This is a genomic window from Sphingomonas sp. CFBP9019 (assembly GCF_034045155.1).
In the GTDB taxonomy this organism is placed as follows: domain Bacteria; phylum Pseudomonadota; class Alphaproteobacteria; order Sphingomonadales; family Sphingomonadaceae; genus Sphingomonas; species Sphingomonas aerolata.
In genome coordinates this window covers 356562-370072 of record NZ_JAXCWK010000002.1, presented here as the reverse complement: position 1 = coordinate 370072, position 13511 = coordinate 356562, and the positions used below count along the sequence as shown (strand labels likewise).

The following is a 13511-nucleotide window of genomic DNA, read 5'->3' as shown; positions in this document are numbered from 1 at the left end:
CGGTCACTGACCATCCCGCGACACGACGACATCGACCTCCAGCCGCTCGCCGCCCTCGCCGAGCCGCGATCCTGCCACCGGCGCGGCCCCTGCAGCATCGAGCGCGACCGCGACCCGGACGTGATGCTCTTCGGGACAGTCGCCGGTGAACGGGTCGAAACCGATCCAGCCCAGCCCGTCAACATGCGCCTCGGCCCAGCCATGCGGCGTCGGACGGTGATCGTCGTCGCGTTCGGTCAGCAGATAGCCCGACACATAACGCGCCGGCGCCCCCAGCGAACGCGCAGCGACGATGAACATCTGCGCGAAGTCCCGAGAGGTGGCGCTGTCGAGCCGGAACGCCGCCGCCGCGCCGAGGTTTGGCGCGGGACGGCCGGGATTGGCGGCAAAGCGTTCGTGCAACGCCTCGTTCACCCGGTGCAGCGCCCCGATCCGGCCTTGGGCGGGGGTCGCGACGCGTGCGGCGAAATCGGCAATGGCCTTGTCCTGTGCGGTGGTCTCGGTGGGCCGGAGGAACAACGCCGGCGGCAATACTTCATAAGCGCCGTGGACGACGCCGTCGGAATGGCTGGTCAGCACCTCGCCCGTGACGTCGATCTCGATCCCGTCGATCGGGCCGTCGATGTAGAGCATCGTGATGGCATTGCCGAACCCGTCGCGCCCCTGCCGCAGCCGGGCATCGCAGTCGATGTCGATCCGCCACTGCGCGACCGTCTGGTCATGCGTGTTCTGCGGGGTCATGCGGAGCATCTGGACGAGCCGGCTCTGCGGCTCGGTGAAGCGATAGATCGTGCGGTGATCGACCGACAACCGCATCAAAGGAACTTGAACTGCCGGCCGATCGCGCCGTGGAGCAGCGCATTCTCCTGGATGAAGGCCTGCAGATACTGGTGCAGGCCCGATGCGATCACCTCGCCGGATCGGGTTCGCCCCAGCCGCGAGGCGCGCAGCCGCGCCATCCGGTCCGCCTCGCCGTGCTGGCCGGTACGTTTCGCAAGCAGATTGAGCACGTCCACCGTCTCCTCGACCGAGGCTGCAAGACTACGCGGCAACTCCGCGCGCGCCAGCAACAAATCGATCACGTCGGCCGGCCGAAGGCCGTCATTGTACATCCAGCGATAGGCGGTCACCGCCGACACGGTCTGCAGGATGGTCGTCCACTGGTCACGATCGATCGCGCCGCCCAGCTTCTGTCCCTCCGGCAGCAGGATATGATATTTGACGTCGAGCAGCCGCGCGGTGTTGTCCGCGCGCTCGACCGCCTGGCCGAGCCGGATGAACCAGGTCGTCTGGTTGCGCAGCATGCGGTGGATCGCACCCTCGAACCCGCGCGTCTCGGTCTTGACCGCCTCGACCAGGTTGAGCTGCGCGGTCGTGCTGCCGGGGGTCGCGCGGTTTTCGAACAACAGCCACGCACGGTTGATCGCGGTCCATGATTCCCGCGTCAGCGCGGTCCGCACCGCCTTGGCATTGTTACGCGCCATGTCGAGGCAACGGACGATCGATCCCGGATGGCTGGCGTCGAGCGTCAGAAAGCGCACCACGTCGCGCTGCCCGACCGGCACCCCGGTCTTGGCAAAGGCCTCGTCGGTCTCGGTGACCGCCAGCGCCGATGCCCAGGCCGCCTCGCCCGCAGGCTGCGACGACAGCACGTCGAGGCGCACCGTCGCCTCGACCAACCGCGCGATGAAATCGGCACGTTCGAAATAGCGTCCCAGCCAATAGAGGGACGAGGCGGTCCTCGACAGCATCAGGACTGTGCCTCCGGCCCGGGCATGCCTTCGCCGAGGGTCTGCGTCATCCCGCCCAGCGTCTGCGTCATGCCGCCCCCCCCCATGCGCTGCGATTGATCCGCCATCAGGACGAAGCTGTCCTTCGTGCCGCCACCCTGGCTTGAATTCACAACCAACGATCCCTGCTTCAGCGCGACGCGGGTCAGCCCGCCAGGCACGACCTGGACGCCCTTCGACCCGGTCAGCACAAACGGCCGGAAATCGACATGCCGCGGGCACAGCCCGGATTCGGCCATCGTCGGTACGGTCGACAGCGCGAGCGTCGGTTGCGCGATATAGCGATGCGGCTCGGCGATCAGCGCGGCACGGAAATCCTCGATCTCCTGCTTCGTCGCGGTCGGGCCGACCAGCATGCCATAGCCGCCCGAACCGTCGACCAGCTTGACGACGACGTCCTCAAGATTGTCGAGGACATATTTCAGCGCCTGGGGCTCGCGGCACCGCCACGTCTCGACATTGGGCAACTTGCACTCGCCGCCTGAATAGAATTTCACGATGTCGGGCATGTAGCTGTAGATCGCCTTGTCGTCGGCGATGCCGTTGCCCGGCGCGTTGATGATCGCGACATTGCCCGCGGCATAGGCCGCGATCAGCCCCGGCACGCCGAGCGCGCTGTCGGGACGGAAGACCAGCGGGTCGAGATAATCGTCGTCGATCCGGCGATAGATCACGTCGACCTTCACGCGCCCCGCGATCGTCCGCATCCATACGACATCGTCGTCGACCACCAGATCGGCCGCCTCGACCAGCTCGACGCCCATCGTATCGGCGAGGAAGCTGTGCTCGTAATAGGCCGAGTTATAATGCCCCGGCGTCAGCACGACGCAGGTCGGTGCGCTGACGCCGTGCGGCGCAACCGACTTCATCGTCTCAAGCAGCCGGTCGGGATAGCTGTCGACCGCCGCGACGCGAAACTCGCGGAACAGCTCGGGGCAGAGCCGCAGCATCGCCTCGCGATTCTCGAGCATGTAGCTGACCCCCGAGGGCGTCCGCGCATTGTCCTCGAGCACGAAAAAGTCGTCGGGTCCGGTGCGTACCAGATCGATCCCGCAGATATGCGCCCAGACCCCGTGCGGCGGGCGCATCCCGGCGATTTCGGGACGGAACTGCGCATTGCCCATGACGAGATCCTCGGGGAGGATCCCTTCCTTCAGGATGCGGCGTTCGCCATAGATATCCTCGAGGAACGCATTGATCGCCTCGACACGCTGGACGAGCCCTTCGGAAAGCCGCGTCCATTCGTCATGCAGGAAGACCCGCGGGACGATGTCGAACGGAATGATCCGCTCGGCCGCCTCGTTCTCGCCATAGACGGCAAAGGTAATGCCGAGCTGCCGAAACGTCGTTTCAGCCGCCTGCTGGCGACGCCGCAACTCGGCGTCGGGCGTCTCCTCGATCCAGCGGCCCAAGGCGGCAAGTTCGGGACGGACACGGGTATCGCCCGGTGCCCCCATGATTTCGTCGAACGCTTGTTTCCCCATCGAAATGGTAAATTCCCCATCAAGCGTTGCGGTTCCATGCTGCAACGCTTCACCGCGCTGCACAAGCCGGATTAGACGCCCAGCCCCGCCAGCAGCGCCGGGGTGAGGACCTGCGGCAGGACGGTCGGCTCGGCCGCCCCCGGCGCATAATAGAGATAGAGCGGCACGCCGGCACGGTTATGCGCCTCGATGAAGCGGCCCATGACCGGGTCGCCATCGGTCCAGTCGCCGATCAGCACCGCGACCTTGTTCTTGGCGAACGCGTCGCGGACCGTCGCGGTCTCGATCGCCGCCTTCTCGTTGACCTTGCATGTCAGGCACCAGTCGGCGGTGAAATAGACGAACACGCCGCGCTTCTCGGCGCGCAGCGCGGCAAGCTTCGCCTCGCTGAACGCCTCGTCGCCGGCGACCGCCGTCCTGGCCGAGGCCGGCGGCGCGCGGGCGATGACGACCGCGCTGCCGACGAACACGACCGCCAGTGCGGCAAGGGTCGCCGCGCCGAACGCCTTGCCCTTGCGCTGCCGCGTGCCGCCAACCCACAGCACCGCCCCGATCGCCAGCACTGCGACGAGCGCGAGAGTCAGGCTGTCGACGCCGGTCTGGCGGCCCAGCACCCAGGCGAGTGCGATCGCGGTCAGGAACATCGGCACCGACAGGACATGCCGGAACGTCTCCATCCACGCGCCGGGCTTGGGCAGCCAGCGCCGCCACGCCGGCACGAAGCCGATCGCGAGGAACGGCAGCGACAGCCCGAGTCCCAGCCCGGCGAACACCGCCATCGCCGCGGGCCAGGGCAGCACGAGCGCAGCGCCCAGCGCTGCACCCATGAACGGCCCGGTGCACGGCGTCGCGATGAATGCGGCCAGCGCGCCGGTCGCAAACGCACCGCTCGCACCGCTCTCGCCCGCGAACCGCGGCGTCGGCACCTCGAACAGCCCGGCCAGGTTGAACGCGATCGCGGTGCTCAGCAGCAGCAGCACGATGATCGCCGCGGGATGCTGCAACTGGAACGCCCAGCCGACCGCAGACCCGCCCGCACGCAGCGCGAGGATCGCAGCGCCAAGGCCAAGGCACACCAGCACGACGCCCGCGGTATAGGCCAAGGCCTCGTGCCGCGCCTCACGTTCGCTGGCGCCACCGCGCGCGAGGCTGAGCGCCTTCAGGCTCAGGATCGGGAAGACGCAGGGCATGATGTTGAGGATCAGCCCGCCGAGCACCGCGCCCGCAAACGCCGCCAGTGCGGTCGCCCACAGCCCGCCCGCATTATCCGATGGCCCCGCCGCAACGACCCCCGGCGCGGCGCTGACCGCGAGCCCCTGCGAGTCGCCGATCCGCAGCACACCCTCGATCGGCGCATTGGCCTTGCCATTGGCCGCCAGTCGCGTCGCGATCGTCAGCGTATCGCCCGACCGCGTCACGGTCTGGCGCGCGCCATTGTCGATCACGCCGGTGGTGAGCGGGAAGAAATAGGCATCCTGCGCCCTGGCCCCGGCCGGGAACGGCACCGCGACGCGCAGCACGCCCTGGTCGACCGCATAGGTCGCGCCCGCATCGAGCGGCTTGGGGATCGCCCGCCGCCAGCCGGCAAAGGCGCTTGCTTGCGACGCCGCGCCGTCGCCGATCGTCAGGTCGAGCGACAGCGCCTGCTCCTCGGGCACGCAGATCGTCGCCGAACAGACAAGATAAGACGTCTTCAGCCGGATCGGCAGCTTGGCGCCCGCCGCCAGCCCCGCCGGCACCTGGATCGTCACGAGCGGCGCATAGGGCGCCTCGTAGACATAGTTCATCAGCCCCGCGATGAGCAGCGTCGTCGGGACGGGCCATTCGGGCTGCCCCGCCGTCACTCCGCGCGGCAGCGTCCAGTCCAACGTCGCGGAAAACCCCGCATCGCCCGGATTGGCCCAATAGCCATGCCAGCCCGTATCGGGAGTCGTTGCGATCGCGATGGTCAGCGGTGCGCCCGCTTTCGGATGGTCGCTTTCAGCAACGAGGCGCATACTCAGATGCCGGCTCGAGCCGTCGAGCGGGTCCGCCAGCGCCGGCGTCGCCACGAGGCTGCACAGCGCGAGCAGCATCGTCATCAGGACGCAACGTGAACTGCGCATGGCCATCCTTGTTTCGTTCATCGGCCACAGCCATAGCGAGGACGACACCGCATTACATCCGAAAGCAGTCATGCTGCTGCTCGTCAAAGGACTGTCCGTGAAAGCACTTATCGCCGCGTTGCTCCTGGCCCCGGCCGCGTCCGTGACCGCGTCCGCGCAGACCGCTCCGGCCCCAGCCCCGGCCCCGGCGGTTGCGGCACCGACGCCCGCCACGCCGCCCAAGCTGATCGTGGCGATCTCGGTCGACCAGTTCGCCGCCGACCTGTTCCAGCAATATCGCAACCACTTCACCGGCGGCTTCACCCGCCTGCTGAACGGCGTGGTGTTTCCGAGCGGCTATCAGAGCCATGCCGCGACCGAGACCTGCCCCGGCCACTCGACCATCCTGACTGGCATGCGGCCTGCGCATACCGGGATCATCGCGAACAACTGGGTCGACCAGCGCGCCGACCGCCCCGACAAGATCGTCTATTGCTCGGAGGACGAGCGTGTCACCGGCAGCACGCATGACAGCTACACCGTGTCCGACATGCATCTGAAGGTGCCGACGCTCGGCGAGATGATGAAGGCGCGCGATCCCCGCACCCGCTCGGTCTCGGTCGCGGGCAAGGATCGCGCGGCGGTGATGATGGGTGGCCACAAGGTCGACGAGCTCTGGTGGTGGGACGGCAAGACCTATGTCTCCTATGCGGGCCGCGCGGTACCGCCGGCGGTGCAGCGCACGCGCACCGCGGTCGCCGGGCTGATCGCGCTGCCCCAGGCCGCGCTGCCGCTGCCCGGCTATTGCACGGGCGTGAACCACCCGATCGTGATCGCGGGCAAGACGTACGGCCAGGGCCGCTTCGAGCGCGAGGCGGGCGACGCCAAGGGCTTCCGCGTGTCGCCCGCGTCCGATGCCGCGGTGTTCGCGATGGCGGCGGCGCTGGTGCAGGACATGAAGCTCGGCCAAGGGCCACAGACCGACATCATCGACATCGGCGCGTCGGCGACCGATTATATCGGCCACACCTACGGCACGCAGGGTTCCGAGATGTGCATCCAGATGGCCGAGCTCGACAAGACGCTCGGCGGCTTCTTCGCGGTGCTGGACGAGACCGGCGTGGATTACGAGGTCGTGCTGACCGCGGATCACGGCGCGCACGATGCGACCGAGCGGCAGCAGCAGCGCGCGATGCCGATGGAGGCGCATATGGACGAGAATGTGCTCGCCAAGCAGGTCGGCACCGCGATCGCCAAGGATCTGGGCCTGCCCGGCAGCGTCCTGCTCGGGACCGAGGGCGACGTCTATATCGACGATGCGCTGCCCGCCAAGACGCGCGCCAAGGTGCTGACCGAGGCGCTACGCCGCTACCGCGCGCTGCCGCAGGTGGCCGCCGCCTTCTCGGCCGCCGAGATCATGGCTACGCCGATGGCGACCACCCCGCCCGAGACCTGGACGCTGATCGAACGCGCGCGCGCCTCCTATGCCGAGGGCCGCTCGGGTCAGTTCGTCACACTCCTGAAGCCACGCGTGACGACGATCGTGTCGCCCGCCGGCGGCTATGTCGAAACACACGGCAGCCCGTGGGACTATGATCGCCGCGTGCCGATCCTGTTCTGGCGCAAGGGGATCGCCGGGTTCGAACAGCCGCTGTCGGTGGAAACCGTCGACATCGTCCCGACGCTCGCCGCAACGATCGGCCTGCCGGTATCGGGACTCGACGGCCGCTGCCTCGACCTCGACGCGGGCGCGGCGAGCACCTGCCCGGGCTGAGGAGCCCCGTCGGACCGCTTGGACCCTGTCCTCCCGCCGCCCGTCATCCCGGCGAAAGCTGGGACGACGGGGTCTTGAGCGGCGGCGGTACGCCCCCCCGCTTCCCCCGCAGCCTCGACTTAGCGCGTCTCGAACGCCCGCAACCCCGGGCCCAGCCGGTTCGCCCCCAGCGCCAGCCGGTCATGGCTGTAATCCGCCAGGAATGCGGGACTGGTCGCATCGCCCGGTGCCAGCCGCGCGTCATTGTCCTCGACGCGCAACCCGGTCGAGCGATAGGTCTTCGCTTCCGCCGCGACGACGATCAGCCCGGTGTGGTTCTCCTTCTGCCGCCCCTGCACGAAGGTGTTGCGCGCGATCAGCCCGGTCGCGCCTTCGGGCAGGTCGATCATGTAATTGGTCTTCCGCCCCGCGCTGTCGTCGAAGCTGTTGTCGGTGATCGAGACGGTCGGCACGCGCAGTTTGACGTAATGCCCGCCGGTCCCGCGCTCGAACCGCGAGCGGGTGATCGTCACGCTGCCCTGGTTCGCCAGATACACGGCATGCGAGCAGCTCGGCGACTGGTCGCACTGGCCTAGCCCCGAAAAGGTCGACCGGTCGATCGTGATCCGCTGCTCGCTTGGCTCGCCGCCGAGGATGCCTTCCTGGCTGTCGAGGAACATCGCGTTGACGACATTGAGGTCCCCCATCTCGGTGCGGATCCCCGCGCCATTGCCGTCGGGGACGCTGTAGCCGCGAAAGACCAGGCCATCGACGACCGATCCCTGCCCGCGCAGCACCAGTGCCGCCTTCTCCTCACAAGCCACGCCTTCGAAGATCGCGGTGCCCGGCTCCACCGCCTTGAAGGTGATCCGCCCGCCCGCCTGCACCGCGCATTGCCGGTAGGTGCCGGGCGCGATCAGGATCGTCGCGGTGCCGAGCCGGATCGATGAGACCGCCTCCTGCAGCGTCGCAAAGCCCTGCCCGTCGACGGTGAAGGGCGACGCGCGCCGCACCGGCGCTTGGGCCGAGGCGGACGCAGCAACCAGCACGAGCAATAAGAGCGATCGGTTCAAGCAGGGCACTCCCTCATCGGCCAGCCACGATTGCGCCGCCACGCCCCGTGCTTAGCGCGGATGCGCCCCGGCTGCCGATAGCGGGGGCCCGCCCCGCGTCCCGCAATGGCGCAGCCTGCAAACGGATCGACACCGGTTCGACCGTAGCGAAGCATATTGCCGCCGCCTGCCCGGCCGCATACCACCCCGCAGCATAAAGCCGGCGGGGGGGCCCCGACCGCGCGAGAGGGGGAATGCATGCACGCCATGACACCGACGGAGGTCTTCCTCCTTGCGATGCTCATCATCTTCAGCGTCCCCTATCTGGTCTGGCGGCTGGGCCGGACCGATTACTGGGCACCGCTGGTCGTTGTGCAGATCTTCGGCGGCATCCTGCTCGGACCGGGCGTGCTCGGCGCGCTCTTCCCCGATTATTATGCGACGATCTTCACGCCTGCGACAATCGGCTCGCTGAACGGCGTCGCGTGGTGGGCGGTGATGATGTTCGTGTGGGTCGCTGGCATCGAACTCGATCTCGGCGCGGCGTGGCGACATCGCGGCGAGACCGCGGTCACCGCCGGCCTCGCTCTCGCGGTGCCGCTCGCGACCGGCAGCATCGCCGCCGCGCTGATGCTGCGCTATCCGGGCTGGGCAGGCGTGTCGGGCGCGCGGTGGCAGGTCGTTCTGGGCATCGGCATGGCGTGCGCGGTCACCGCGCTGCCGATCCTCGTGCTGTTCCTTGAAAAGCTCGAGGTCCTGCGTGAGCCGATCGGCCAGCGCATCCTGCGCTATGCCAGCCTCGACGATATCGCGATCTGGGGCGTGCTCGCGCTGATCCTGCTCGATTGGGAGCGCGTAGGCCGGCAGGCCGGCTTCCTGGTCGGCTTCGCGGTCGCCACCCTGCTGATCCGCCGACTGATGGCGCGGATCCCGGAGCGCGATCGCTGGTATGTCAGCCTGATCTGGCTCGCCGGCTGCGGGTTCGCCGCGGACTGGGCGGGGCTGCATTTCATGGTCGGCGCGTTCCTGTCGGGCGCGGTGCTCGACGCGAAATGGTTCGACCAGGTCCGAATGGACGACTTCCGCCGCTTCGTGCTGCTCGCGGTGATGCCGGTGTTCTTCCTGTCGACCGGCCTGAAGACGCAGTGGGCGGTCGGCGGGATCGCGGTGTTCGCCGCCGCGGCCTTGCTGCTGTTCGCCTCGGTCGGCGGCAAGCTGGCGGGCGTCCACGCCGCCGGGCGGATCCTCAAATGGCGCCCGGGGGAGGCGTCCGCGATCGGCTGGCTGCTTCAGACCAAGGCGCTGATCATGATCATCTTCGTCAACATCCTGCTCGACAAGGCGATCATCACCAACGAAACCTTCACCGCGCTGCTGCTGATGGCGCTGGCCAGCACGATGCTGACCGTGCCGATGGTCGCACCGAAATTGAAGAAGCTGGCATCGTTGGTCGGGCGTAGCGCCTGACAGCCATAAGCATGGCGCCACCCCGGCGAAGGCCGGGGTGACGTCACGGTTCGGGGTTCAGTCCAGGTTCGGCCGCAGCCAGCGCTCCGCGATCGGCAGGTCGACGCCGCGGCGCGCCGCATAGTCTTCCAGCTGGTCGCGGCCGACGCGGGCGACACCAAAATACTCCGCCTGCGGGTGGCCGAAATAGAAGCCCGAGACGGCCGCGGTCGGGAACATCGCGAAGCTCTCGGTCAGTTCGAGCCCGGTCGCGGTCTCGGCATCGAGCAGGTCGAACAGGATCGGCTTCAGGCTGTGATCGGGGCATGCGGGATAGCCCGGCGCAGGGCGGATGCCGCGATACTGTTCCTTGATCAGCGCATCGTTGGTCAGCTGTTCCTCGGGTGCATAGCCCCACAGCTCCTGACGGACATGCTTGTGCAGCCGTTCGGCGAACGCCTCGGCAAAGCGATCGGCGAGCGCCTTCAGCAGGATATCGTTGTAATCGTCATGCCCGGCCTTGAAGCGCGCGATATGCTCGTCGATCCCGTGAATGCCGACTGCGAACCCACCGAACCAGTCGCCCGCAGGATCGACGAAATCGGCGAGGCACATGTTCGCGCGCCCCTCGCGCTTCGAAATCTGCTGGCGCAGCATCGGCAGGCGCACGTCCTCGTGCGGCATGTCGTGGCCGCGCGTGTGCGAGACGACCACATCGTCCCCCTCGCGCCGCGCCGGCCACAGCCCCACGACCCCGCGCGGCGTCAGCCATTTTTCCGCGACGATCGTGTCGAGCATCGCCTGCGCGTCCGCATAGAGCGAACTCGCGCTCTCGCCGACGACCTCGTCGGTCAGGATCGCCGGGAAGTTGCCCGCCAGCTCCCAGGCGCGGAAGAACGGCGTCCAGTCGATATAGTCGCGCAGGTCGGTCAGGTCCCAGTCCGCGAACACATGGACGCCGGGCTTCGCGGGCGCCCCGGGCTTCAACGCAAAGTCCGCGACGAACCCGCGCTCGCGCGCCGTCTCGATCGGGATAAGCTCGCTCTGGCCCTTGTTGGCCCGCGCCACCCTCACCGCTTCATATTCGTCCGCGGTCTTGGTCACGAACTCGTCGCGGATCGTGTCGCTGACGAGCGTCGACGCGACACCCACCGCGCGGCTCGCATCGAGCACGTGGACGACCGGGCCGTCATAGGCGGGCGCGATGCGCAGCGCGGTGTGGACCTTCGAGGTGGTCGCACCACCGATCAGCAGCGGCATCGTCATGCCCGCGCGTTTCATCTCCTCGGCGACGGTCACCATCTCGTCGAGGCTCGGGGTGATGAGGCCCGACAACCCAATCATGTCCGCGTCATTCTCGTTCGCCGCTTCGAGGATCTTCGACCACGGGACCATCACGCCCAGATCGACCACGTCGAAGCCGTTGCACTGGAGCACCACGCCGACGATGTTCTTGCCGATGTCATGCACGTCGCCCTTGACGGTCGCCATGATGATCTTGCCCTTGCCGCGCGCGCCGGGCTCCTTGGCTGCCTCGATGTAAGGCAGCAAATGCGCGACCGCTTTCTTCATCACGCGCGCCGATTTCACGACCTGCGGCAGGAACATCTTGCCGCTGCCGAACAGGTCACCCACGACGTTCATGCCGTCCATCAGCGGGCCCTCGATCACCTCGATCGGGCGACCGCCATTGCCGTCGATGATCTGGCGCGCTTCCTCGGTATCCTCGACGACGTGCAGATCGATGCCCTTGACCAGCGCATATTCGAGCCGCTTGTTGACGTCGAGTGAACGCCATTCCGCCGCCGCTTTCTCCGCGACGACATCGGTGCCGCGATACCGCTCGGCGAGCTGGACGAGCCGCTCACCCGCCTCTGGATCCTTGTTGAGCACCACGTCCTCGACCGCCTGCCGCAGTTCGGGGTCGATATCGTCATAGATGTCGAGCTGGCCCGCGTTGACGATTGCCATGTCCATGCCCGCGGGGATCGCATAATAGAGGAACACGCTGTGCATCGCGCGGCGGACCGGCTCGTTGCCGCGGAACGAGAAGCTGAAGTTCGACAGTCCGCCCGAGATATGGACGTGCGGGCAGCGCGCCTTGATCTCGCGGCACGCCTCGATGAAGTCGACGCCGTAATTGTCATGCTCCTCGATCCCCGTCGCGACTGCGAAGACGTTGGGGTCGAAGATGATGTCCTCGGGCGGAAAGCCGATGCCGACGAGCAGCTTGTAGGCGCGCTCGCAGATCTCGACCTTGCGGTCCTTGGTGTCAGCCTGCCCGACCTCGTCGAACGCCATCACGACCACCGCGGCGCCATAGGCCATGCACTTGCGCGCTTGGGCAAGGAACTGCTCCTCGCCCTCCTTCATGCTGATCGAATTGACGATCGGCTTGCCCGAAACGCACTTCAGTCCCGCCTCGATCACGCTCCATTTCGAGCTGTCGACCATGAACGGGATGCGCGCGATGTCGGGTTCGGCGGCGATCAGCTTGAGGAACGTCGTCATCGCGTGGTGCGCGTCGAGCAACCCCTCGTCCATGTTGACGTCGAGCACCTGCGCGCCGCTCTCGACCTGCTGGCGCGCGACCTCGACCGCGGCGGGATAGTCGCCCGCCATGATCAGCTTCTTGAAGCGGGCCGAGCCGGTGACGTTGGTTCGCTCGCCGATGTTGACGAAGGACGTGGAGGAGGGAGTGGTCATCGGTTCATTTCTTCCCCCCCTCCCGCAAGCGGGAGGGGGTCGGGGGGTGGGCGCCCGCCATCCGCGGGCCTAGTCGTTGGGGGCGAGCGCGAGCCCACCCCCTGCCCCCTCCCGCCTGCGGGAGGGGGAGAAAGTCAGGCCGCCATCGTGAACGGTTCAAGCCCGGCGAGCTTGGTCCGCACCTCGGGCCGCGAGACCGCGCGCGGTTCGAGCCCGCGCACACCGTCCGCCATCGCCTTGATATGCGCAGGGGTCGAGCCACAGCAGCCGCCGAGCACGTTGACCTGCTTGGCCACCGCCCATTCGCCGACCAGCCCGGCGGTCGTCGCCGGCATCTCGTCATATTCGCCGAGTTCGTTGGGCAGCCCGGCGTTCGGGTAGATCATGATCAGCGTGTCGGCGATGCCGGACAGGGTCTTCACATGCGGCCGCAGCTGCTCCGCACCGAACGAGCAGTTGAGCCCGATCGTGATCGGCTTGGCATGGCGCACCGCATGCCAGAACGCCTCGACCGTATGCCCCGACAGGTTGCGCCCCGACAGGTCGGTCAGCGTCATCGACAGCATGATCGGCACGTCGCGCCCGAGATCGTCGCCCGCCTCGATCGCGGCCATGATCCCGGCCTTGGCGTTGAGCGTATCGAACACCGTCTCGATCAGGATGAAGTCGACGCCGACCCCCTCGCCGCCTTCGAGCAACGCGTCGATCTGTTCGCGGTAGACGCCCTTCAGGTAATCGAAATCGATCTCGCGATAGCCGGGATCGTTGACGTCGGGGGACAGCGACAGCGTCTTGTTCGTCGGCCCGATCGCGCCGGCCACGAACCGCGGCCGGCCGTCCGTCGCCTCATATTCGGTCGCAAGCGCCCGTGCGATCTTCGCGCTTTCGACGTTGATCGCGCGGACCAGATGCTCGGCGCCGTAATCCGCCTGGCTGATGATGTTCGCGCTGAACGTATTGGTCGACACAATGTCCGACCCCGCGTCGAGATATTCGCGCGTGATCGTCTGGGGCACGTCCGGCCTGGTGATCGCCAGAATGTCGTTGTTGCCCTTCTGGTCGTGGCTGAGCCCGAGGTCGCCCGCATAGGCCGCCTCGTCGAGCTTCCAGTTCTGGATCTCGGTGCCGAATGCGCCGTCGGTGATCAGGATGCGCTTGGCGGCTTCCGCGTTGAAACGTTCACGTGGTGTCATCGA

The 13511-nt window shown here is 67.5% G+C and carries 9 protein-coding genes; 2 read left to right on the top strand and 7 right to left on the bottom strand.

What is annotated here, in order from left to right; translation table 11 throughout:
- Positions 1-3 precede the first annotated feature (3 nt).
- The 4 genes from SOM18_RS05745 to SOM18_RS05730 form a co-directional block, all read right to left on the bottom strand.
- Positions 4-816 carry a transglutaminase family protein gene (locus tag SOM18_RS05745; RefSeq protein ID WP_031439468.1) on the bottom strand — a complete coding sequence of 271 codons (813 nt, stop codon included), beginning with the start codon at positions 814-816 and terminating at the stop codon, positions 4-6.
- The gene (locus SOM18_RS05740; RefSeq protein WP_031439469.1) at positions 816-1751 is read right to left on the bottom strand and encodes an alpha-E domain-containing protein; all 936 of its coding nucleotides are present in this window, start codon (positions 1749-1751) and stop codon (positions 816-818) included. Before SOM18_RS05740 ends, SOM18_RS05745 begins: the two co-directional genes overlap by 1 nt.
- Positions 1751-3274 carry a circularly permuted type 2 ATP-grasp protein gene (locus SOM18_RS05735; RefSeq protein ID WP_192008431.1) on the bottom strand — a complete coding sequence of 508 codons (1524 nt, stop codon included), beginning with the start codon at positions 3272-3274 and terminating at the stop codon, positions 1751-1753. The genes SOM18_RS05740 and SOM18_RS05735 overlap by 1 nt, the downstream gene beginning before the upstream one ends.
- Positions 3275-3345: 71 nt before the next feature.
- Positions 3346-5379 carry a protein-disulfide reductase DsbD family protein gene (locus SOM18_RS05730; protein ID WP_320481443.1) on the bottom strand — a complete coding sequence of 678 codons (2034 nt, stop codon included), beginning with the start codon at positions 5377-5379 and terminating at the stop codon, positions 3346-3348.
- 70 nt (positions 5380-5449) lie between these two features.
- Between SOM18_RS05730 and SOM18_RS05725 the strand changes: the two genes are divergently transcribed.
- Positions 5450-7132 carry an alkaline phosphatase family protein gene (locus SOM18_RS05725; protein ID WP_042466531.1) on the top strand — a complete coding sequence of 561 codons (1683 nt, stop codon included), beginning with the start codon at positions 5450-5452 and terminating at the stop codon, positions 7130-7132.
- 119 nt (positions 7133-7251) lie between these two features.
- On the opposite strand, the gene SOM18_RS05720 is transcribed toward SOM18_RS05725, so the two are convergent.
- The gene (locus SOM18_RS05720) at positions 7252-8184 is read right to left on the bottom strand and encodes a hypothetical protein (protein ID WP_031439473.1); all 933 of its coding nucleotides are present in this window, start codon (positions 8182-8184) and stop codon (positions 7252-7254) included.
- Between the two features lie 237 nt (positions 8185-8421).
- Here SOM18_RS05720 and SOM18_RS05715 point away from each other — a divergent pair, with 237 nt between their 5' ends.
- Positions 8422-9630, top strand: coding sequence for a cation:proton antiporter (locus SOM18_RS05715; protein ID WP_031439474.1), 1209 nt, complete (start codon positions 8422-8424; stop codon positions 9628-9630).
- Positions 9631-9687: 57 nt separating this feature from the next.
- On the opposite strand, the gene metH is transcribed toward SOM18_RS05715, so the two are convergent.
- The gene (metH, locus tag SOM18_RS05710; RefSeq protein WP_320481442.1) at positions 9688-12315 is read right to left on the bottom strand and encodes a methionine synthase; all 2628 of its coding nucleotides are present in this window, start codon (positions 12313-12315) and stop codon (positions 9688-9690) included.
- Between the two features lie 134 nt (positions 12316-12449).
- Positions 12450-13508 (bottom strand): homocysteine S-methyltransferase family protein, encoded by a 1059-nt coding sequence (locus SOM18_RS05705; protein ID WP_320481441.1) that lies wholly within the window; start codon positions 13506-13508, stop codon positions 12450-12452.
- Between the last annotated feature and the right edge of the window lie 3 nt (positions 13509-13511).